The sequence below is a fragment of the Legionella sp. km772 genome (assembly GCF_003989735.1).
In the GTDB taxonomy this organism is placed as follows: Bacteria; Pseudomonadota; Gammaproteobacteria; order Legionellales; family Legionellaceae; genus Legionella.
In genome coordinates, this window is the sequence record NZ_RZGQ01000017.1 from 1 (window position 1) to 19,268 (window position 19,268).

A 19,268-nucleotide genomic window follows, 5' to 3' on the forward strand; every position below is an offset into this window, starting at 1 on the left:
TTTGGAAAATCAAATAATCACTATAAAGATCAAGCATATCCATTTAATTCCCTCCCTAAAATTAAGGGCGGAATTCTAATGCTTTTTAGTCAAACTACAAGTTTATGTGCGTAACATGAGTAAATAAGTTTAAACCCGTTGGCTCAGATGCACCTGAGGCATATTTATCCACACCGGCAATCATATGCTGGGCTAAATCACAGTCTAAATTAAATACCGACTCATCCCATGCGATTGCTTTTTTCAATACTTCTTGGGCAAAGTGACATTTAACAATATCTTTTGAAGAAACATAAAACTCAATGGGTAACTCACGGCCCGTTCTGGTTTTAAATAAAGTTGCGGAGTAGTTTAGGTCTCCTGCGACTAATGCAAATAAATAGGTTGGTTTAGGAAGAGCATCATGCCAGGTCACGCAGTGTAAGTCGTCCGCCAAACTCTTTTTATTCACTAAGACACCATTGGAAAGTAAGATCGGATATTGTTTATAGGGTGCAATGATCGTAGTTGTATAAGTGGCTAAATTGTCAGGTCGATCAATACAGAAGAAAACGCGTCTTAAGCCCTCTGTTTCTGCTTTTATGAGATAAATATCATCAGTTTTATATAAGCCGAAAAGATCTGTGCTTTGACTTAAAATGCAAGTAGTTTCGATGTAAAATGTTCGCTCTTTGGGTACATTCTTTATTGTTAATGACTCGGATGTTAAAACATATTCATCTTCTTTTAAAAGTTTACCATCTAGTTTTAGAGATGTAAGAATCATGAATTCTCCATCTAGGCGTAACTCATCCGGTAAAGAAGAACAATCAGGATTAGGCGAGATGGTCAGCTTTGCTTTAGAGCATTCAGGTTGTTGTGCCAAATCAATTTCTAAATCCACGTGAGTCATAAAATAATCAAGTACTTTGTATTCGCTTAATTGAAAAAGTTTACTTGTGGTTGTTTGCATGCTAAGTCCATGAAATGATAGGAGTTATCTTAGACTATAATTTAGTGTGTACATTACATCAATTACTCAGACTTTAAACTATTTACATTTTTCTATGGAGTCGGTATGCTAATGCTTAGACTCCAATAAGTAGACAAATCAATGCGCTCCATTATCCTTTGTTGTTTAATCGCCTTGCTCTGTTCTTGTAATGACAATATTTCTGATCGCTACAATGGCTATATTGATGCAGATTTGGTTTATATCACCAGTAGCTTTCCTGGTCGATTAAAGGAATTGTTAGTAACAAGAGGGGAGAGGGTCAATAAAAACCAACTACTTTTTAAAGTGGAACAGACAAGTGATGATTTTTTTATCTCGATGAGTGAATTAACCCAGGCTAATATCAAAGAGCAAAAGGCAGAGTTAATCAATCAACTAAATTATGATGAAACCAATTATCAGCGTATTTTAAAGATGCACCGTGAGGATGCTGCAAGTCAAAATGATTTAGAGTTGGCACGGCGGGATATAGCTGTACTTAAAAATAAATTAGCGGCTATTGATGCCCAATTAAAAAGTAATGAAATAAACACAGAAAGCAAACGTTGGGAGCGCTCACGCAAAGAAGGCTTTGCTCAGCAAAGGGGGCTAATTTTTGACACTTATTTTACTACTGAAGAGTATGTGCAAACGGGACAACCTATATTATCCCTGCTCACTCCAGAACATATTAAGATCATCTTTTTTATTCCTGAAGAAAAACTCAAAGCCATTAGGCTTAATAATAAAATAAAATTTTACAGTGGGGAACAGGTCTTAGGTGAGGGGGTTATCAATTATATTTCCAAAGTGGCTCAATATACTCCGCCTATTATTTACTCACGAGAGGATAGTTATAACTTAGTTTTTCGGGTTGAGGCCCGTCTTCAAAATCCTGATTTGACGCAGATTCATTTAGGGCAACCCGTAAATTTGGAAGTAGTCGCATGACTGATTATGCCATTGAAATTAATGGAATAACAAAATCTTTTGACCATAAGGTAGTTGTTGATAATATTTCTTTGAAAGTAAAAAAGGGTTCTATTTTTGGTTTTCTAGGCTCAAATGGTAGCGGGAAAACGACAACTATTCGGATGATTTGTGGCCTATTAACGCCGACCGAAGGAACGGGACGTTGTTTAGATTACGATATAAAAACGCAACAAGATGAGATCAAAAACCACATTGGTTATATGCCGCAAAAATTTTCTTTATACAGTGGTTTAACCGTACAGGAAAATTTTCAATTTTTTGCCCATATTTATCAAATTCCTGAACCTAAAAAAGAAATTAAAAAAGTTATGGAAGATTTGGAGCTTGTTCCCTATAAGGACATTAAGGCGGGTAATTTATCTGGAGGGTGGAAACAGAGGATGACCTTAGGCTGTTCTTTATTACATAAGCCTTCCTTATTATTTCTTGATGAGCCTACTGCGGGTGTTGATCCCAAGGCACGTAAAGATTTTTGGGATTATTTACATAAAATTTCCCGCAGAGACGGCACTACTATCCTTGTGACCACTCACTATATGGATGAAGCCGAGAAATGTACAGATTTAGCCTACATCAATCTAGGGAAATTATTGTACTCTGGGACTACCAAGGAATTAATTCCCTTTTCAAAGGTTAAAACATTAGTATTAATCGATGCAGACACTGAGAAGCAAAATAAGTTATTAGAGCTGATTGCTAAGTACTACCCTAAATTGTTAGCCTCTATAGTGAATAATGATTTACGTGTATCCTCATCCAACTTACAGCTTCTAGATGAATTACAAAAAAAAGAAAGGGAATTTCATTTTAAAGAAGTAACACCTAGTTTCGAAGAAGTGTTTATAGGATTGATGAATTAATGTTGCATAAACTATCATTACAACGAATTAGCGGTTTGATTCTTAAAGAATTTACTTTAATCACCCGTGATCGTGGCACCATTGCAATGTTGGTTATTTTACCTATCATGTTATTGATTTTATTTGGTTATGCAATTAATTTAGATCCCAAAAATTTGCCAACCGCTATTGTTAATTTTGACCACACACCTCTTACCCGAACAATAATAGCTAATCTGCATACCTCTAAATATTTTAATATCATTGATACCAGTAATGATATGGCTTCAATCCGGCAACAATTAGATACCGGTAAATTAAGTTTCGCCATGCTTATCCCACCTGATTTTACTCGCAAGTATATACGTGGTGATAAACCCCAGTTTCTAGTCGAGATTGATGGGTCTGATCCTGGAAGTAGCGCTGGCGCCTTAGGAAATGTAGAGCCAATTTTGAATTTATCGCTTGAACAATTTGCTGAGAAAGGTTTGGAGGTAGCGCCGGTAAATTCTTTTAAACGATCAGTAGATTTCATTATCCACCGTTTGTATAACGAAACCAACATTAGTGCCTTTAATATAGTTCCTGGTTTAATAGGCGTCTTATTGACTTTAACCATGGTAATGTTGACTTCAACAGCGATTACCTCTGAGTTTGAAGCGGGAACTATGGAGTTGCTGCTTAGTACTCCCTTGCTACCTACAGAAATCATTCTTGGTAAGGTTATTCCTTATGTTGTTTTAGGCTATTTGCAATTAACTAGCGTCCTTATTTTTAGTAAAATTCTAATTCACATTCCAATTCAGGGTAGCTTAATTCTTTTATACCTCTCAGCAGCACCATTTATTATTGCCAACCTTATGGTTGGAATGATTTTTTCCACCCTTTCTAAAAGTCCAATGCAGGCGATGCAGTTAAGTGTTTTTTATCAATTACCGTCTATGTTTTTGTCAGGCTATATTTTTTCTTTTTATGGAATGCCGCAATGGGCTCAGACTATTGGTGCTTGTTTACCAATGACTTATTTTATGCGGATTACCCGCGGGATTATGTTGAAAGGGAATGGCTTACCTCAGGTGCTTCCTAATATCATTCCCATTTTGATTATCGCTTTTATTTTAGTACTCTTAACCAGTAAAGTATTTCGTACTACTTTGGATTAATCCGGTGGTTAGCTAACCTACGATTTAAAAGATAGGGATATTATGAAGTTTATTTTGAACATTTTAACCTGTATTTGTATTTTACTACTAAGCGCCTGTACCCCAAAGACTACTCCCCCAAGTAAGCTAAGGTCTTTGCAAATAAACAAAGGTTCTACAGTTAATTTAGCCCAAGTTTTGTGGTGGAAGAAAATACACGATCCTGTTTTAAATTCTTTGATCGCAGAGGCCTTAAAAAATAATAATCAGATCTTAGCTTCTCAGGCCAAGGTACTGCAAGCGCAAGCGCAATTAAAAGCATCCTATAATGCATGGTTGCCTACAGTGAATGCCTCGGCAAATGGCCTTTTAATTAAAGGCTGGGATACTAATCTTCGACCTCAAGGCCCTTTAGTAACAAGCCCCGCTGTCCTTGCGTTTAACAATATAAAAATTAATGGTGAATATTCTGGTTTTGTACCTAGTTATTCATTAAATCTCTTAGAAAATATGAATAACAACCGATTAGCAAAAGCAAGCTTAGCGATGCAACAAGCAACACATATGGCGTTACGTTTAAGTATAATTAGTCAGACAACCGGCGCTTATTTCACGCTTTTAGGTCAAAAACAACAGCTTCGAGAACAAGAAAATTTAATTCATGATTTAAAACGCCTTCGTCATTTAGAAAAGGTCCGCTATAAAGATGGTGCGAGCGATTATTCGGCCTTAGCCAATATTGATCAAGAAATAGCTAATAATAAGGCCTCTCTCTCTGCTTTACAAAGTAGTATTAGGCAAGTGGAAAATAGCTTACAGTTATTAATAGACCATGCGCCTGGTCGAATCACTAGTCAGGCTTCATTGAATAAAATTAATATAAAAAACATAATTCCATCCCATATACCTGCGCAAGTTTTAGTAAACCGGCCTGATATAATCATTGCTAAAGAAAATCTCATTAGCTCAGATGCTCATTTAGGCTTAGCTTACGCCCAGTTTTTTCCCCAAATTTCTTTAACTGGATTATTAGGTGGTTCTTCTGTTGAACTGGTTCACTTATTAAGACTTACCACAGGCTTAGGGATTGTTCAGATAGCCGCAATGATGCCTATTTTCAATAGCGCTCTCTATCAACAAATTCAAGCAGCTAAAGCTTCGGTTAAAGCTGAATATTACAATTATATCCAAACCTTAAGGGCAGCTTTAATCGATGTGGATACGAGTTTAACTAAACATCAAAAAGCCAATGAAGCTTATGGCCATCAATTACAAGCCTATAAGTCTGCTTACCGAGGATATCGTATTTTATCTGCACGCTATAGAGCAGGATTTCAAGATCGTCGCGCAGCCATGAATGCTCAAATCCAAGTAGATCAAGCCAAGATAAGTCTTACTCAAGCAAAAATGGAGCAACTTAATACTCTGGTTAGTGCATACCAGGCGCTAGCTGCAGGATACTTAGATTGAGTGCAACACCCTTGCTTAAGCTCTACTTTCGTTAAAACAGCAGGAGTAGCTGAGGGATTAATAAAAAATATAATAAAAGGGGATAGGGAAGAGAGTTATTCATTTCTTATTTTAATCAAGGTGGGGTAAAAGGGCTTAGCTTTTCTCTCCCAAGTAGTTCGTAAGGGTGATATAATATAGCCTTCACTTTTTTATCGAAATCTAGCTTTATGATCGAAGAAAAACAACCAACTGCGGTTTATGTCGTTAAACCAGAGTTTGTTGAAGAATTAAAAGAAGAGTTGGGAGAAACAGAGCAAATCATTGAGGATTTGGTTTTTTCCTCCCATAAAACAGCTGAAGCTTGTTTTGCGCAGGATGTATGGTTGGAACCACAAATTGTCGCTTTTAAATCGATTTCCGAAGCCGTAAAAATATTAAAATCTGCGGGTAAATTTTGGTATTTGCATCCTATCTCCCACATCCGGCGCTCAAAACTTATTGAACAAGAACTTCGTCAATATAAGGCATTAATTTCCACCTTTCCCCTACAAACTGAAATCCCTAATATTGGCGTATTTAGTTTGTTAGATAATAATCGCATGATTTTTAGCCACAAAAGACTAAAAAAATGGCCTGATGGACGATGCTTTTTTACTGAAGATAAAGAAAATCCGCCGAACAGGGCTTATTTGAAATTGTGGGAAGCCTTAACTTTGTTAAATAAATATCCCAAAAAGGGAGATTTAGCCTTAGATTTAGGTGCTTCACCAGGAGGTTGGACCTATGTTATGCAGAGTCTGGGGGCTCAAGTGACTGCAATCGATAAGGCACCACTGGCACCTAGAATTGCTAATTTACCCGGTGTTCACTTCTTACAACAAAGTGCGTTTGCATTAGAACCTGAGCAATGCACTATTACCTATGATTGGGTTTTATCCGACGTCGCTTGCTATCCGGAGCGCGCTTATAACTTAATTATGAAATGGATTAAGTCAGAAAAAGTAAAACAGCTTATTTTTACTATTAAATTGCAAGGAAAAACCGATTTAAAAATAATAAAAGAGCTACAAGAAATACCCAATTCTTACATCTGCAACTTGTTTCACAATAAGCATGAAGCTACTTTTTTCTATCCTTTTAAGTTTGTTGAGTAAGTATAAGTATTCTGCTTTTAAACCTGGGCTAACTAGTTAACCCAGGATTTTATTTAACGTACACCAGAGGCTGGGGCCTCATTATTTTTGAATTCAAGCTCATTGTTAGGGATTACTGCGCCTGCACTGGTATATTCAACAGTGAAAGCGGAGGCGGGTTCATAGCCTTTAGCAAATTGATTAATTAGTTTATGCATTTCGGAGTCCTCTTTTCTTGTAAGCTCAGTTACGATGGCTAGAGCACTGTCGTGAGGGGAGGAGTCTGGAGTAATATCGTACTTGCCAGCAAGTGCAGGCGATAAGCTTAAAGTGAATGAGTCTCCTTTTTTAGATAGAGTGAATACTGGGTGATAAGCAGGAAATGCTGATATCCCTGTACTGGTTTGAATTTTTACAGTGAGATCCTCTTTACTAAGATAGATTAATCTTTTCATCTTTATTCCATTTTATTTAAATAATACTTCAAGTATAAAAAAGCAATTCTGAATAGTCAATTATTGGGCAGTTTTCCTAGGCTATTGGGTATATGTATTCTTTGCATTACAATAGCTTAATTTTTCTGCTCAAGGATGCTGTTTATGGATGCTAATAAATTAATTTCTCATGCTGTGGCCCCTGAAGCCCTCGAGACACGTATTAAAAAAATTATCGAGCGAATTAAGCATGAGGGAGATAAGCCTTATTGTACAGTGAAACAGCAATTGGAGCTTTTAGAACAACTACAGCGCTTTGATTTTGGTCGTTATTTACTACAAAACCAAGGAATAAATGGTTATTGGACCCATTACATGTTGACTTATCCTTGGTATGGTAAAAAAACGGGTAAAAATAACCGTCAAGAACCTCTAAGTGATTTAGAGCGCTTTATGTTAGAGCGCGCGCCTTTGCTATTAGCAACCCAACAACGTTTTGAAATTTTTCTACAAGAAAATCAAAAGAAAGTCCGCAATGATGCTCAGTTAGCCGCCATACCCTGTGGCATGATGGGGGAATTATTATATTTAGACTATGAGCAGATTAAAACTATAGCTTTAGTCGGAATTGACTATGATGCTGAAACCTTTAGCGATGCTAAGTTACTAGCGAAACAATATGGCTTAAATTCCTTCTTAAAATTACAACACAGGGATGCATGGGCTATCCAAATCGAGAATCAGTTAGATTTAATTTCAAGCAATGGCTTAACTATCTATGAGCCCAATCAGGAGCGAGTAAACGAGTTGTATCAAATTTTTTATCGTGCATTGAAACCAAATGGAAAATTGGTAACGAGCTTTTTAACTTATCCCCCCTCATTAAGTCCTGAATGTGAATGGAATTTGGATAAAATAGATCAACATGATCTTTTAATGCAAAAAATAATCTTTGTGGATATCTTAGAGGCCAAATGGCAATGTTATTGCTCTAGCAAACAAGTAGAAGCACAACTGCATCAGGTGGGATTTAAAAATATCGAATTCATTTATGATGAGGCCAGAATGTTCCCAACAGTTATTGCCTATAAATGAGTAAATTTTAATGTGGTATCAATATAATGAAAATGAGTTAATTATAAAGGTTTATGTCCAAGCGGGCGCTAAAAGTACTGAACTCCAAGGCTTTTATGCTGACGCATTAAAAATTCGTCTAAATGCTCCGGCCATTGAGGGACGCGCGAATGAGGCATTAATCAAATTCTTGGCTCATTTGTTTGATGTTCCTACACGGGAGGTCACTTTAGTTCGTGGAAAACAATCGAAACATAAGACCTTGGTTATTACAGGCACTAAGATTTGCCCTGATCACCTATTGGATTAATTAGGATGGAATTAATAAAAAAATTAATTACTTTGGAACAAGATGCTGCTGAATTTGGCTTTGAATGGGAGACGGCGGGGCAAATTATGCAACAAATCCAAAGTGAATGTTTGGAGGTGAATGAGCATTTACAAAACAATGTAGTGCTCTCAAACTCCTCTCTCCAAGAGGAAATAGGGGATTTATTACATGCGGTATTTTCTTTATGTTTGTTTTGTAATCTAGATCCAGAGCAAACTCTAGAAGGAACGTTGATCAAGTTTGAGAAGCGTTTAAAAATGGTGAAAATAATAGCAGCCGAAAAGGGTATGCATAATGTAAAAAATAAACCCTTTGAGCTGCTCATGAAAATCTGGGATGAGGCAAAAAACAGAGTTTAATCTTCTTTATTCGGTTCGTTTGCATTCCTAATAATTACTCAATATAGTGTTAATCCACCAGTGACTATTGAAAAGGATCAATATGAAAAGAAGTATATTTTTAGGGCTACTCAGTACGCTGTTAATAAATACTGTTACCTATGCTGATTATAGTTTCCGCCTTAATGATAGCTGTGAATCAATTAGCGGCCCATGGTCAGGGAAGGGCAAGGCAAGCAGTTGGTTTCTGGGCACTTGCTCCTATCATGGTACAGGCACAGTCGGATTAGTAGATAGTACAGGCCATTTTACCGTGTCTGTTAAAGCAGTTAAAGATTCTGGCAGTCCTTTATGTCCTGATCATGCTTCTGAGCAAGTAAATGCAGTGTGCTCTAATGGAATGGTAACCATTAAAACTGAATTTGGTAATTTGAAAGGTAATTTTTCATCCAATAGCGGTAGCGCTAAAGGAGTTTTAGCTGTATCTCCTGGTATTGAAGCTGAGGTCTCGATGCAATTTTATCGATGATCTGCTGTTTGTACTCCATAATTCATCCCTTTTTGTTCGCACAGTTTGCGGACGCTTACAAAAAATAGTTGATTAATCGAGACAGATTTGCTGAAATTTGGAACCAGAATGTAGACCCAAAAATTAATCTATATTGTATTTAGATTACAGAGGAGCTTAGAATGAAAACTTTGACCAAAGAAATGCAAGAATCAATCACGCCTTCGATAGCCTTACATTTATTAGAAGAAGGTAATAAGCGATTTGTAAATAATCTTAAAATTAATCGCAATCTTTTACAACAAGCCAATGAAACTTCCGATGGACAACATCCAATGGCTATTATTTTGAGTTGTATTGATTCTCGTACTTCAGTCGAATTAATTTTTGATCAGGGCTTGGGTGATGTTTTTAGTGCACGGATTGCTGGAACTGTTATCAATGAGGATATTTTAGGAAGTATGGAGTTTGCTTGTAAAGTAGCCGGAGCTAAAATAATAGTCATTTTAGGTCATTCCAAATGCGGAGCGATAAAAGGAGCTTGCGATCACGTTGAAATGGGAAATTTGACTGCACTTTTAAGTAAAATACAAACTGCAGTTAATGCTGAAAAAACCATAGTTGAAAATCGTACTTCAAGTAATGATGAGTTTGTTGAAAAGGTTACTGCGATTAATATCCATAGGACTGTTCATGCGGTGATGGAACGTAGCCCTATCTTAAAAGAACTTATTGAAAAAGGGCAATGTGGAATTATTGGTGCTAATCATGATATTACCACTGGTGAGGTCACTTTTTATGAAGATAGCAAGTTTGGATTTAAGACAGATAACTAATTGCATTGTACTGAATTTTATCAGATTGAGCCGAACTTAGAAGTTGGGCTCAATCAAAATCTAATAGTAAAGCCGCATGGTCAGACACTTCATCGCTCATCACTGAGAAGTGATTCACGTTAATTGCAGGTGAAGTTAAAATATAATCGGCAAATTTTTCTTCTTTGGGATAAAAACGGGTTCTTGTCGAGCGAATATTGTGGGTTATAACTAAATTCACCATATCTTTTTCGAGAATTCTCATGCTTTCAGTATCTGGTCTTAGATTAAAATCTCCGCAGAGAATTTTAGGAGTATTGATAGTATCCATAAATTGACGGATGCGCTGCGATTGAATAATTCGCTCGGGAGTGTCCTTTTTTCCTTTGCCATTCCATAAGCCATGAACATTCAAGACAGAAAATATTTTTTTATTCATTTTGCATTCTACCCACTGCAGATTTCTATCATGATTTAAGCCAATACCAGGGTAGTGTTGCTTTTGGTGAATATTGATTTCTCCTTCTCCAATAATATCAATTGAATTTTTAACGAAAATACCAACTCCATAGACATTTTCTACTGCAGGTCTAAAAATGGCTTGATGTTCAGGAAGAAGTCTTTTTAAATCGGAAAAAATATTGAGGCTTAATTCTGTTTGTTTATTAGTCAATGGGCGATGTGCATTATCATAGAGTTCTTGAAAACAAAAGAAGTCAACATGCCGATTATTATGGACAAATCTTAATAAGGGGTTTCTTAAATAGCCACCCCATATATTTAAGGTGATTAATTTCATTTTATACCCTCATATTAGCTGTTTAATATTATATCTGACAAAACGCTATCTCCATTTCGATGGCTCTATCATGAACCGCGAATGTAGAGTTAGATTCATATAACCTAATAGTTAAATTATTATGCCCTAATTGCAATTGAGGCGTTACTCGTAATGATTTATCCATTTTTAATAAGATTAAATGGTTTGTAGTTTTAGGCGCGAAGCTGTGTTGATAAAAACCATTGCATGCCGTTATCGAATGATACTCAGTCATAGTCCTTAATAAAGAGAGATAAATAATTACTGTAGACTCTAAATCTCTTAAATCATGTAACCACAGGTTAATCATTTTTTGACGGGTTAAGGGATCTAAATCAAACCAGAGAACGAGGTGAGGTGAGTTAAATTCGCATTCTGGTGTATTGGGATGATAAATTTGTTTTAAAGTTTTTAAAAACATATCATCGTGGATAGGTTGACTAAAACGGCCAGGTACATCATTTAAAAGATGAATTTGTTTTTCTAACTCGTTTAAAGAGTGCATCTCATGAGGTGGCGTTAGTTTTTTTAAAACATGTTCCATCCGTATTAGTTCTTTAATAAATCTACTTTTTAATTCGGGTTTCTCAATAATATTAATTAGCTCAATAATATTTTTTAAGGCATAACGGTGAATAACCTCATGGGATTCTTTACCGGCTTGATTAATTATTTTGAATAGAAACTCTAGACGCAGTGCAATACGCGGCAGAAAGTGTGTGGCAAGTTGAAAAGTAATTGTGTCTTTATACATAAGGCATCCCTTGCAGTATCTTACCTAGCACCAGATGATATTTATTTTATGCCTTAATCTTATTATGGCATGAATCAGCTGCTTTTGATAAAAATATTTGCGCAAAGGTAAATTGGGCTAAGACTAACATAAAAGTTATTGAAAATAAAAAATATTTTTTAAAATAAGCTGATAAGAATGCTTGCTGAAAATTCTTTTATCACAATGATTGTTTATTAATGCTTTGAGCCAGATGCAAATACTTTAGGTGCAGGCTGTTCACTTCAGTTTTTAATTTATTTAAATCACCCTTGTTAGTAAGTACATCATCGGCTTGAGCTAATCTTTCCTTATTGCTTGGCTGTGTAGAGATAATAGCGAGTGCCTGCTCTTGGCTGCATCCATCCCGATCCATAAGCCTTTTAATTTGAGTATCAATAGGACTTGTTACTAATAAAACGCGCTGAAGATAAGGATAGTTTTGTTTATTTTTTAGCAAAGGGATTTCTACAATACAATAAGGGCTAGTGCACGACTCGACTTCTTGGGCGAGTTGCTGCCGAATAAGGGGATGTAAAAGTTGCTCTAACCAAAGACGGTGCTCCGCATTAGTGAAAATAATATCCCGCAGTTTTTTCCGGTTTAATTGTCTATCATTTTCGAGTATCTGGGAGCCAAAATGCTCAAGAATGAGGTCATAAGCTTCGGCGCCTTTTTGAGTAAGCTGTTTCGAGATGCTGTCTGCATTTAACACACCAATGTCTAAAGCTTCGAAAAAGGCAGCAACAGTGCTTTTACCGCTTGCAATATTGCCTGTTAAGCCCACACAATAAACCATTATTTTACTCTAATGCTTTTCATTAATATTGGTACAAGTAAGTACATGAACGTAACAAGTCTCAGGAGCTTGGCTTTTAGATTTGCAGTAGTCTTTTGCTGCCATATAGGCATCGTCTCTATTGGGGTAATAGTTACTTTTCCAAACGCCAGATTTTTTATCCAGCGCGGTACATCTCCAATAGGGTTTAGTACTTAAACCAAGATGAAATCCTTCACAATCATTGCTAGAGGTTTTGCAGGTGTTGGGATTTTTACTTTGTTTTTTACAGGCGTCGAAAGAGAGATTTAAGGCTATTTTTTGATACTTATTTTTAACGGTCCACTCAACATTATTATTGTCATGAGTTTTGCATACCCAATAATCTTGATTTTCATCAGGACTCGCAAAACTTAAAAAGGGTAAAAACATTGTTAGAAGAAAAGAAATTTTAACTTGATAGTTCATTATGCATTCCCTGAATTAGTTGCATTATTTTATCTATGGATACAGCTTTAGAAAAATACCACCCTTGTAAATAACGTACCTCATTTTTTGCTAAATAATCAACTTGTTCTTTAGTTTCAACACCTTCGGCAATAATAATTAGATTTAATCCTTTCGCCATTTGTATAATTGCATCATTCAATGATTCTGTAATAGCCTTTGTACCTATTGCCTGAATAAATAGTTTATCAATTTTTAAATAGTTAAAAGGAAAACTTTGCAAATAGGCAATACTAGCATGACCTGTGCCATAGTCATCAATAGCCAAAGAGTAACCTAAGGACCTTAATTGATTCATTTTATTAAGAAAAAGAATATCGTTTCGATCTAATAGATCACGTTCGGTTATTTCAAAGATGATTTGTTGGGCTTGAATCTTATGCTCAATTCTTAAGAGGTCAAAAGAATCAAAAAATGCAAGATTTTTGAAATGGGTTACTGAAAGATTTACTGCTATATGGAAATCAGGTTGTTTTTTTAAAACAGGCTGAAGCTCAAGGAAGGCTATTTCAATGATTTGCATGGTAATGGGAACAATCAAGTGGGACGATTCAGCTTCCTCAATAAAGGAATCTGGCATGATAATATTGCCATCATGATCTTCCCATCTTAGCAAGACTTCAACGCCGCAAAAATGACGATGTTCTCGATCGAATACCGGTTGATATACTGGAAAAAACTGTTCATTTTTAAGTGCTAATTTAATGGCTCGTTTTAACGAATAGTGTTTGCTGATATTGTGAGAAATAAAGAAATATAAGAAAAAAGCTAAGGCTAAGCCTGTCAAGAAAACCAATACCTGACTTAGCCACAAATGATAGTGCACTGTATTAGTGTTTTCGAAAATTTTAAGAATTATTCCATCGATGCTTTGTAATTTATCGGTGGCAAACATCGAAGGATTAAAGTCTACTTGATCCTGATTAGGACTTGTTATCCAGCCTTTATGATCATCACTATGTTCAATTTTAATAAGGTCTTTTTTAGTATACTTGTCATACAAAACCACTTCACTCGATAAAATGTTTGATGTTTCCAACTCAGCTTTTAAGACGGAAGAAACAAGCAAAATATCAATGTAATAAGGACCAATTTTTTGTCTTAGCAAATAAACAGGCTGATCAAAGAGGGCAGAAGTAAATGGACCGAGCAGAGTACGGGAATGGGAGGATAGTTTACTCTCTAAGATATTCGGTTCAATAGTGGAGCAAATGGAATGATGATTTTTATCAGTAATGATGAGTCCTGAAATTTTGGGATTGTTTAAAACAATATGCTCTAAACTTTCATAAATTTCTTGGGTGCAATGATGAATGGTTTTTCCATAAAAAGGCAGGGTATAGACCTCTTGCAGAAGATCTTCAATAAAACCATCTACTTGTTTACTTAAGTCTTTAGCGCTACTTAAAACCTCTTGATAGCAACGGTTATAACTAAGGGCCATGTTAAAGTATAAAGCACCAATGAGCACTATTAGCGTTAAAACACTCCAAATTACTTTAAAATGTTTATAAATAAAATGCATAAACCCGTGTAAAGCTTGATGACGCATCACAGACTTCATTTATAGATTAGGTTTATAGAGTTTAGTGTTATTTCTGCTAATTGCTCAATAATTTTTGCTTCCGTGTTAAGTGGAGGTAGCCAATACAAGGTATTACCCATGGGTCTAATTAATGCGCCAAGTTCAAGCGCCTTCTGATATAAATCATTCCCAATGCGCTTGTTATGAGGGTTTATTAAATCAGCTGCGACAATAGGACCAATTCCGCGAACATTCTCAAGCTTACCACTCAACTTCGCTACTTCATGTAAAGACGCTAGCATTATTTTGCCAAGTTGTTCAGCATAAGGGATAATTGATTCATCCTGCATTACCTTGATAGTAGCTAGAGCCGCGCTCACTGCTAAAGGATTCCCGCTGTAAGTATGTGAGTGTAGAAAGGATTTTCCTTCACTGTAGTCTGCGTAAAACAAATCAAAAACTTTGTGGTCAATCATAATACAACTAAAAGGAATAGAACCCGAAGTAAGTCCTTTAGATAAACAGATAATATCTGGGTCAACACCAGCATGTTCAGCTGCTAGCCATCTTCCCGTACGGCCGAGCCCCGTCATAATTTCATCGGTGATGAGATAAATATCATTTGCTTTGGCCCAATGGGCTAATTTTTTTAAAAAATCCGCACTGTAGCATAACATTCCACCCGCACCCTGAACGATAGGTTCCAGAATGATAGCGCAAACCCGCTCTTTTATTTTTTCTAGTTCCGGGAGAATGCTCGCCCAGTAACTGTCGCAGTTAGTCCATAAAGACGCAGTATTGTCCCTGACATAGGGCGGAGTAACGAAATGACAGGAAACACCAAATCCATCATAAGGCGCTTTATAAATTCCTAAATCACTTACACTCATGGTTCCTAGGGTTTCGCCGTGATAACCATTCTTTAGTGCAATAAATTGATTTTTATTTTTATAACCTTTAATCAACATCCCATGAATAACTAATTTCATCGCAATTTCAACAGCGCTCGCACCATCACTGGCAAAAAAGGAGTGTTGCTTCCCGGTGATAGAGCATAATTGCTCACCCAACTCTGCGAGCGCTGGATGAGTAGTATTTGCACCAATCACATGCTCAAAAAGATCCATTTGGGTTCTTATTGCCGCGAGAACTGCTGGATGTCCATGACCGAGTGATTTGCACCACCAACTAGAAATGCCGTCAATTAATGGCCCGTGATTAGTATATAAAATATTTCCTTGAGCTCGTTCTACAACAATGGGAGGAAATTGTTCAAAGTCTTTCATTTGCATACAAGGATGCCAGATATGGCGTAAATCCTTGGCAATTAGTTGTTCTGTGTTGACCATTTTGAAAATTTTGGTTGACAAGTAAAGACGTCACTTTATCATGTTCGCTATTATAAATCATAGGGGCATCAGAGTGACAGACGCTAAAAAGAACTGGTCTATGGATGAAATTAGAGAAATTTATGAGCAACCGTTTAATAATTTGTTGCATCAAGCACATAGCATTCATTTAGAAAATCATGAGGCAAATTCCTTGCAATTCGCCACTTTATTGAGCATTAAAACGGGTGCTTGTCCTGAAGATTGTGGGTATTGCTCGCAAAGTGGGCATGTTAAAACACACGTGGAGAAAGAAAAATTAATGTGTGTTGATGATGTGTTAAAATCTGCTCAAGAAGCTAAAGATGGTGGAGCAAAGCGGTTTTGTATGGGGGCTGCTTGGCGTTGTCCTCCTGACAAAGTAATGCCGCAGCTAAAGGAGATGATTGAAGGTGTTAAAGCGCTAGGGATGGAAACTTGCATGACTTTGGGAATGCTGAATAAAGACCAAGCAATGGAATTAAAAGAAGCCGGCTTGGATTATTACAATCACAATATAGATACTTCTCCTTCTTATTATGACAAAGTGGTGACTACCCGCAAATTCAGCGATCGCCTTGATACTTTAAATCATGTGCGGGATGCTGGAATTAATGTGTGTTGTGGTGGAATTTTAGGCTTAGGTGAAACCCGCGAAGATCGTATCGAATTTGTTCTAACTTTGGCCAATATGGAAAATCCCCCAGAAAGTGTACCTATTAACCGCTTAATCCCCGTGGAGGGCACGCGTTTAGCCAAAGCACAGCCCGTTGAAGGTATTGAGTTAGTAAGAACAATAGCCACTGCTCGAATCACTATGCCTAAAAGTGTTATTCGCCTTACTGCAGGTAGAACAGAAATGAGTGATGAATTACAAGCACTGTGCTATTTTGCTGGCGCTAACTCTGTATTCATTGGGGATAAATTATTGACTGAGGAAAACCCCCAAAGAGCCAAAGATAAAATTCTCTTTAATAAATTAGGCTTGACCGAGATGGTTTAATGATTCCTAGTCTTAAAATATGCGAATATACTGAACAATTAAGGCAAGGCGGATTATTACGCACCCGAGCTGTTTCTAACTCTTCCTTGCTCGCTTTTGATAGTAATGATTATTTATCGTTACTTGGTGACAAACGTATAGCTCAAGCGTATGAATATGGTTTTAAACATTATGCTAGCGGCAGTGGAGCATCAATGTTATTAAGCGGGTATCATCGCAATCACCAAGAAATCGAAGAGGCCTTTTCGCAATTATTAGATGTCGATGCTTGCATTATTTTTTCTTCTGGTTATGCAGCTAATTTAGCGCTTACTTTGTTATTAGGTGCTATTGACACTCATTGCATCATTGATAAGGCCATTCATGCCTCTATGTATGACGGACTTAGTTTATCAAAGGCAAGTTTTTGTCGATTTTTGCATAATGATCTAACTAGTTTATCCCAAAAAATAAATAAATATCCTGAGAATGCTGTTGTCATTACTGAGGGGATTTTTAGTATGAGCGGGCAGAGGGCCCCTTTATCTGCAATTAGTCAACTTACACACAAACGAATTCCTTTATTAGTTGATGAAGCCCATGCTTTTGGAGTGCTCGGAGAACAGGGAAAAGGAGCAACTAGTCTACATCAGCTAAGTCAAGAGGATGTACCTTTAAGAATGATTTCTTTTGGTAAAGCCTTCGCTGGTCAAGGAGCTATTATTGCGGGAAAACAAGAGTGGATCACAGCACTTTTACAGGCAGGACGTTCAATTATTTATTCCACAGCAATTAGCCCGGCCTTAAGCTACGGTTTATTAAAAACCTTAGACATTGTTGTAGCCGCTGATGAGCGCAGAGAAAAGCTTCATCGATTAATCGATTTTTTTAAAGATAAAATTAAATTATCTCCATTCGAATGGGCCAAATCAGATAGCGCCATCCAACAATTACAACTTGGGTGTCCACATCGAGCGCTTTTTTATGCAGATAAATTAAAGGAGAAGGGATTTTCTTGTTCACCAATTCGTACACCAACGGTTAATATGAAAGCGACCGGCTTGCGTATTGTTTTGAATTATCGTCATACCCCTGAACAAATTAATTCTTTATTTACAGCATTGCACACATTATATGAACATTAATATTATTAAGCATGGGCGCGGAGTCCCTGTAGTTTTTTTTCATGGGTGGGGGTTTGACCATCATATTTGGCTACCTCTTATTGAGCCATTAGGGGAACGTTATCAATTAATTTTGGTGGATTTACCGGGTTTTGGTTCAACGCCATGGCTGAATTGGAGTAAATTCAAAAACAAGTTATTAACTCAACTCCCAGCAAGCTTCGCTTTAGTTGGGTGGTCGCTAGGTGGTCTATATGCGCAACGCTTAGCAATTGAGGAGCCTTCGCGTATTAGCTCATTATTGAGTATAACCGCATCACCTCGTTTCATTGCGGATGAATCCTGGCCTGCTGTACCCAAAGAAGTATTTAATCATTTTTATAATAATCTATCCCTCGATCTTGAAAAGACCTTAAAAGATTTTATCCGTTTACAAGTAAATAAGAACAAAATTATCCTTCCCTTAGGACAAAGGCCATCATCTGAGGGATTAGAGCAGGGCCTTAATACTTTAGAACAATGGGATTTGCGCTCCGCCTTACATGATTTAAACCTACCCACTTGTTTTATGTTTGCAAGGTTAGACCCCATTGCGCCCGCTAAAATTATGGAGGCGATGCAAAAATTATATCCCCATTTTGACTATGTTTTTTTTAATCGTGCAGCTCATATGCCTTTTTTATCGCATACAGAATTGTTTATAGAAGAATTTCAAAGGTTTATAAAATGAAACGTTATTTTATTACTGGAACCGATACCGATTGCGGAAAAACCTATGTGACCAGTCAGTTAATAAATTATTATCAAAATGCGATTGCTGTTAAACCAGTGGCAAGTGGTTGTATGAGTATTGGAAATAAATTAATAAGTTCTGATGCGCAAAAGCTTGCAAAAATTAATGGTCTCAATTTGGATTTAATAAATCCATGGCGCTTTGCATTACCGGTTTCCCCACATATCGCAGCAGAGGAAGAGGGCAAGGAAATTAAACTCTCTGAACTAGTCAGTTATTGCATGCGCTTTAGCGCTCCAGGAAAAGATACTCTATTTATAGAGGGCGCAGGTGGTTTGATGGTGCCCTTAAATAAGGAACAAACCTGGTTAGATTTTTTAAATGTCAGTCAAATTCCGGTAATTTTAACAGTGGGAATGAAATTAGGCTGTATAAATCATGCTTTATTAACTATTACTGCATTAAAAACCTATCAGATTTCTTGTATTGGCTGGATAGCCAATTGCATCGACCCTAATATGCTTGCTTTAGAAGAAAATATAGAAACCTTAGAAGGGTTGATAGATAGCCCACTTTTAGCTCGTGTGCCTTATAATTGCTCAATAGAAGTAAAAGTTAATTTGTAACG

The 19,268-nt window shown here is 36.7% G+C and carries 21 protein-coding genes and 1 pseudogene; 14 read left to right on the forward strand and 8 right to left on the reverse strand.

The window, feature by feature from the left end; all coding sequences use genetic code 11:
* Positions 1 to 121: 121 nt before the first annotated feature.
* A pseudogene (locus ELY15_RS03630) lies at positions 122 to 952 on the reverse strand (aminopeptidase N); the annotation flags it as partial.
* A 141-nt stretch (positions 953 to 1,093) separates the two neighbouring features.
* Here ELY15_RS03630 and ELY15_RS03635 point away from each other — a divergent pair.
* The 5 genes from ELY15_RS03635 to ELY15_RS03655 all read left to right on the forward strand — a co-directional run bounded on the left by ELY15_RS03635 (position 1,094) and on the right by ELY15_RS03655 (position 6,553).
* On the forward strand, positions 1,094 to 1,924 hold the full coding sequence (locus tag ELY15_RS03635; protein ID WP_127098291.1) for an HlyD family secretion protein: 831 nt from the start codon (positions 1,094 to 1,096) through the stop codon (positions 1,922 to 1,924).
* Entirely contained in the window at positions 1,921 to 2,826 is a 906-nt protein-coding gene (locus tag ELY15_RS03640; RefSeq protein WP_127098292.1) for an ABC transporter ATP-binding protein, read from the forward strand. Before ELY15_RS03635 ends, ELY15_RS03640 begins: the two co-directional genes overlap by 4 nt.
* Positions 2,826 to 3,968 (forward strand): ABC transporter permease, encoded by a 1,143-nt coding sequence (locus ELY15_RS03645; protein ID WP_127098293.1) that lies wholly within the window; start codon positions 2,826 to 2,828, stop codon positions 3,966 to 3,968. Before ELY15_RS03640 ends, ELY15_RS03645 begins: the two co-directional genes overlap by 1 nt.
* Positions 3,969 to 4,010: 42 nt before the next feature.
* Positions 4,011 to 5,417 carry a TolC family protein gene (locus ELY15_RS03650; RefSeq protein WP_127098294.1) on the forward strand — a complete coding sequence of 469 codons (1,407 nt, stop codon included), beginning with the start codon at positions 4,011 to 4,013 and terminating at the stop codon, positions 5,415 to 5,417.
* 209 nt (positions 5,418 to 5,626) lie between these two features.
* The gene (locus tag ELY15_RS03655) at positions 5,627 to 6,553 is read left to right on the forward strand and encodes an SAM-dependent methyltransferase (RefSeq protein ID WP_127098295.1); all 927 of its coding nucleotides are present in this window, start codon (positions 5,627 to 5,629) and stop codon (positions 6,551 to 6,553) included.
* 53 nt (positions 6,554 to 6,606) lie between these two features.
* On the opposite strand, the gene ELY15_RS03660 is transcribed toward ELY15_RS03655, so the two are convergent.
* Positions 6,607 to 6,987 carry a hypothetical protein gene (locus ELY15_RS03660; RefSeq protein WP_127098296.1) on the reverse strand — a complete coding sequence of 127 codons (381 nt, stop codon included), beginning with the start codon at positions 6,985 to 6,987 and terminating at the stop codon, positions 6,607 to 6,609.
* Positions 6,988 to 7,131: 144 nt separating this feature from the next.
* Between ELY15_RS03660 and ELY15_RS03665 the strand changes: the two genes are divergently transcribed.
* From ELY15_RS03665 to ELY15_RS03685, 5 genes are all read left to right on the forward strand, one after another.
* Positions 7,132 to 8,061, forward strand: coding sequence for a cyclopropane-fatty-acyl-phospholipid synthase family protein (locus tag ELY15_RS03665; RefSeq protein WP_127098297.1), 930 nt, complete (start codon positions 7,132 to 7,134; stop codon positions 8,059 to 8,061).
* A 10-nt stretch (positions 8,062 to 8,071) separates the two neighbouring features.
* Positions 8,072 to 8,350 carry a DUF167 domain-containing protein gene (locus tag ELY15_RS03670; protein WP_127098298.1) on the forward strand — a complete coding sequence of 93 codons (279 nt, stop codon included), beginning with the start codon at positions 8,072 to 8,074 and terminating at the stop codon, positions 8,348 to 8,350.
* A 5-nt stretch (positions 8,351 to 8,355) separates the two neighbouring features.
* On the forward strand, positions 8,356 to 8,730 hold the full coding sequence (locus ELY15_RS03675) for a MazG nucleotide pyrophosphohydrolase domain-containing protein (RefSeq protein ID WP_127098299.1): 375 nt from the start codon (positions 8,356 to 8,358) through the stop codon (positions 8,728 to 8,730).
* A gap of 82 nt (positions 8,731 to 8,812) precedes the next feature.
* A complete protein-coding gene (locus ELY15_RS03680) occupies positions 8,813 to 9,238 on the forward strand; it encodes a hypothetical protein (RefSeq protein WP_127098300.1) in 426 nt (141 codons plus the stop codon).
* 161 nt (positions 9,239 to 9,399) lie between these two features.
* Positions 9,400 to 10,053 (forward strand): carbonic anhydrase family protein, encoded by a 654-nt coding sequence (locus ELY15_RS03685; protein ID WP_127098301.1) that lies wholly within the window; start codon positions 9,400 to 9,402, stop codon positions 10,051 to 10,053.
* Between the two features lie 49 nt (positions 10,054 to 10,102).
* Here the strand turns inward: ELY15_RS03685 and ELY15_RS03690 are convergent, their stop codons facing one another.
* The 6 genes from ELY15_RS03690 to bioA form a co-directional block, all read right to left on the reverse strand.
* The gene (locus ELY15_RS03690) at positions 10,103 to 10,831 is read right to left on the reverse strand and encodes an endonuclease/exonuclease/phosphatase family protein (protein ID WP_127098302.1); all 729 of its coding nucleotides are present in this window, start codon (positions 10,829 to 10,831) and stop codon (positions 10,103 to 10,105) included.
* 28 nt (positions 10,832 to 10,859) lie between these two features.
* A complete protein-coding gene (zapD, locus tag ELY15_RS03695) occupies positions 10,860 to 11,606 on the reverse strand; it encodes a cell division protein ZapD (RefSeq protein ID WP_127098303.1) in 747 nt (248 codons plus the stop codon).
* Between the two features lie 199 nt (positions 11,607 to 11,805).
* Complete coding sequence (gene coaE / locus ELY15_RS03700) at positions 11,806 to 12,423, reverse strand: dephospho-CoA kinase (protein WP_127098304.1); 618 nt, start codon at positions 12,421 to 12,423, stop codon at positions 11,806 to 11,808.
* 9 nt (positions 12,424 to 12,432) lie between these two features.
* On the reverse strand, positions 12,433 to 12,870 hold the full coding sequence (locus ELY15_RS03705) for a hypothetical protein (RefSeq protein WP_127098305.1): 438 nt from the start codon (positions 12,868 to 12,870) through the stop codon (positions 12,433 to 12,435).
* Positions 12,854 to 14,461: an EAL domain-containing protein gene (locus ELY15_RS03710; RefSeq protein WP_233586504.1), complete on the reverse strand. Its 1,608-nt coding sequence runs from the start codon at positions 14,459 to 14,461 to the stop codon at positions 12,854 to 12,856. The genes ELY15_RS03705 and ELY15_RS03710 overlap by 17 nt, the downstream gene beginning before the upstream one ends.
* 8 nt (positions 14,462 to 14,469) lie before the next feature.
* The gene (gene bioA / locus ELY15_RS03715) at positions 14,470 to 15,783 is read right to left on the reverse strand and encodes an adenosylmethionine--8-amino-7-oxononanoate transaminase (RefSeq protein ID WP_127098306.1); all 1,314 of its coding nucleotides are present in this window, start codon (positions 15,781 to 15,783) and stop codon (positions 14,470 to 14,472) included.
* 100 nt (positions 15,784 to 15,883) lie between these two features.
* Between bioA and bioB the strand changes: the two genes are divergently transcribed.
* The 4 genes from bioB to bioD are packed head-to-tail and all read left to right on the forward strand — an operon-like array spanning position 15,884 to position 19,266.
* Positions 15,884 to 16,804: a biotin synthase BioB gene (gene bioB / locus ELY15_RS03720; RefSeq protein WP_370449380.1), complete on the forward strand. Its 921-nt coding sequence runs from the start codon at positions 15,884 to 15,886 to the stop codon at positions 16,802 to 16,804.
* Positions 16,804 to 17,928, forward strand: coding sequence for an aminotransferase class I/II-fold pyridoxal phosphate-dependent enzyme (locus tag ELY15_RS03725; RefSeq protein WP_127098308.1), 1,125 nt, complete (start codon positions 16,804 to 16,806; stop codon positions 17,926 to 17,928). The genes bioB and ELY15_RS03725 overlap by 1 nt, the downstream gene beginning before the upstream one ends.
* On the forward strand, positions 17,918 to 18,637 hold the full coding sequence (locus tag ELY15_RS03730) for an alpha/beta fold hydrolase (RefSeq protein WP_127098309.1): 720 nt from the start codon (positions 17,918 to 17,920) through the stop codon (positions 18,635 to 18,637). The genes ELY15_RS03725 and ELY15_RS03730 overlap by 11 nt, the downstream gene beginning before the upstream one ends.
* A complete protein-coding gene (gene bioD, locus ELY15_RS03735) occupies positions 18,634 to 19,266 on the forward strand; it encodes a dethiobiotin synthase (protein ID WP_127098310.1) in 633 nt (210 codons plus the stop codon). Before ELY15_RS03730 ends, bioD begins: the two co-directional genes overlap by 4 nt.
* Positions 19,267 to 19,268 lie beyond the last annotated feature (2 nt).

What these genes read in the sequence shown, in the direction of transcription:
- ELY15_RS03670 (WP_127098298.1), top strand. Translation starts at nt 8,072, where the DNA reads ATGTGGTATCAATATAATGAAAATGAGTTAATTATAAAGGTTTATGTC.
- bioD (WP_127098310.1), top strand. Translation starts at nt 18,634, where the DNA reads ATGAAACGTTATTTTATTACTGGAACCGATACCGATTGCGGAAAAACC.
- bioA (WP_127098306.1), bottom strand. Translation starts at nt 15,783, where the DNA reads ATGGTCAACACAGAACAACTAATTGCCAAGGATTTACGCCATATCTGG.
- ELY15_RS03635 (WP_127098291.1), top strand. Translation starts at nt 1,094, where the DNA reads ATGCGCTCCATTATCCTTTGTTGTTTAATCGCCTTGCTCTGTTCTTGT.
- ELY15_RS03660 (WP_127098296.1), bottom strand. Translation starts at nt 6,987, where the DNA reads ATGAAAAGATTAATCTATCTTAGTAAAGAGGATCTCACTGTAAAAATT.
- ELY15_RS03685 (WP_127098301.1), top strand. Translation starts at nt 9,400, where the DNA reads ATGAAAACTTTGACCAAAGAAATGCAAGAATCAATCACGCCTTCGATA.
- ELY15_RS03650 (WP_127098294.1), top strand. Translation starts at nt 4,011, where the DNA reads ATGAAGTTTATTTTGAACATTTTAACCTGTATTTGTATTTTACTACTA.
- ELY15_RS03675 (WP_127098299.1), top strand. Translation starts at nt 8,356, where the DNA reads ATGGAATTAATAAAAAAATTAATTACTTTGGAACAAGATGCTGCTGAA.
- ELY15_RS03725 (WP_127098308.1), top strand. Translation starts at nt 16,804, where the DNA reads ATGATTCCTAGTCTTAAAATATGCGAATATACTGAACAATTAAGGCAA.
- coaE (WP_127098304.1), bottom strand. Translation starts at nt 12,423, where the DNA reads ATGGTTTATTGTGTGGGCTTAACAGGCAATATTGCAAGCGGTAAAAGC.
- ELY15_RS03710 (WP_233586504.1), bottom strand. Translation starts at nt 14,461, where the DNA reads ATGCGTCATCAAGCTTTACACGGGTTTATGCATTTTATTTATAAACAT.
- ELY15_RS03680 (WP_127098300.1), top strand. Translation starts at nt 8,813, where the DNA reads ATGAAAAGAAGTATATTTTTAGGGCTACTCAGTACGCTGTTAATAAAT.
- ELY15_RS03655 (WP_127098295.1), top strand. Translation starts at nt 5,627, where the DNA reads ATGATCGAAGAAAAACAACCAACTGCGGTTTATGTCGTTAAACCAGAG.
- ELY15_RS03645 (WP_127098293.1), top strand. Translation starts at nt 2,826, where the DNA reads ATGTTGCATAAACTATCATTACAACGAATTAGCGGTTTGATTCTTAAA.
- ELY15_RS03665 (WP_127098297.1), top strand. Translation starts at nt 7,132, where the DNA reads ATGGATGCTAATAAATTAATTTCTCATGCTGTGGCCCCTGAAGCCCTC.
- ELY15_RS03640 (WP_127098292.1), top strand. Translation starts at nt 1,921, where the DNA reads ATGACTGATTATGCCATTGAAATTAATGGAATAACAAAATCTTTTGAC.
- ELY15_RS03730 (WP_127098309.1), top strand. Translation starts at nt 17,918, where the DNA reads ATGAACATTAATATTATTAAGCATGGGCGCGGAGTCCCTGTAGTTTTT.
- zapD (WP_127098303.1), bottom strand. Translation starts at nt 11,606, where the DNA reads ATGTATAAAGACACAATTACTTTTCAACTTGCCACACACTTTCTGCCG.
- bioB (WP_370449380.1), top strand. Translation starts at nt 15,884, where the DNA reads ATGGATGAAATTAGAGAAATTTATGAGCAACCGTTTAATAATTTGTTG.
- ELY15_RS03690 (WP_127098302.1), bottom strand. Translation starts at nt 10,831, where the DNA reads ATGAAATTAATCACCTTAAATATATGGGGTGGCTATTTAAGAAACCCC.
- ELY15_RS03705 (WP_127098305.1), bottom strand. Translation starts at nt 12,870, where the DNA reads ATGAACTATCAAGTTAAAATTTCTTTTCTTCTAACAATGTTTTTACCC.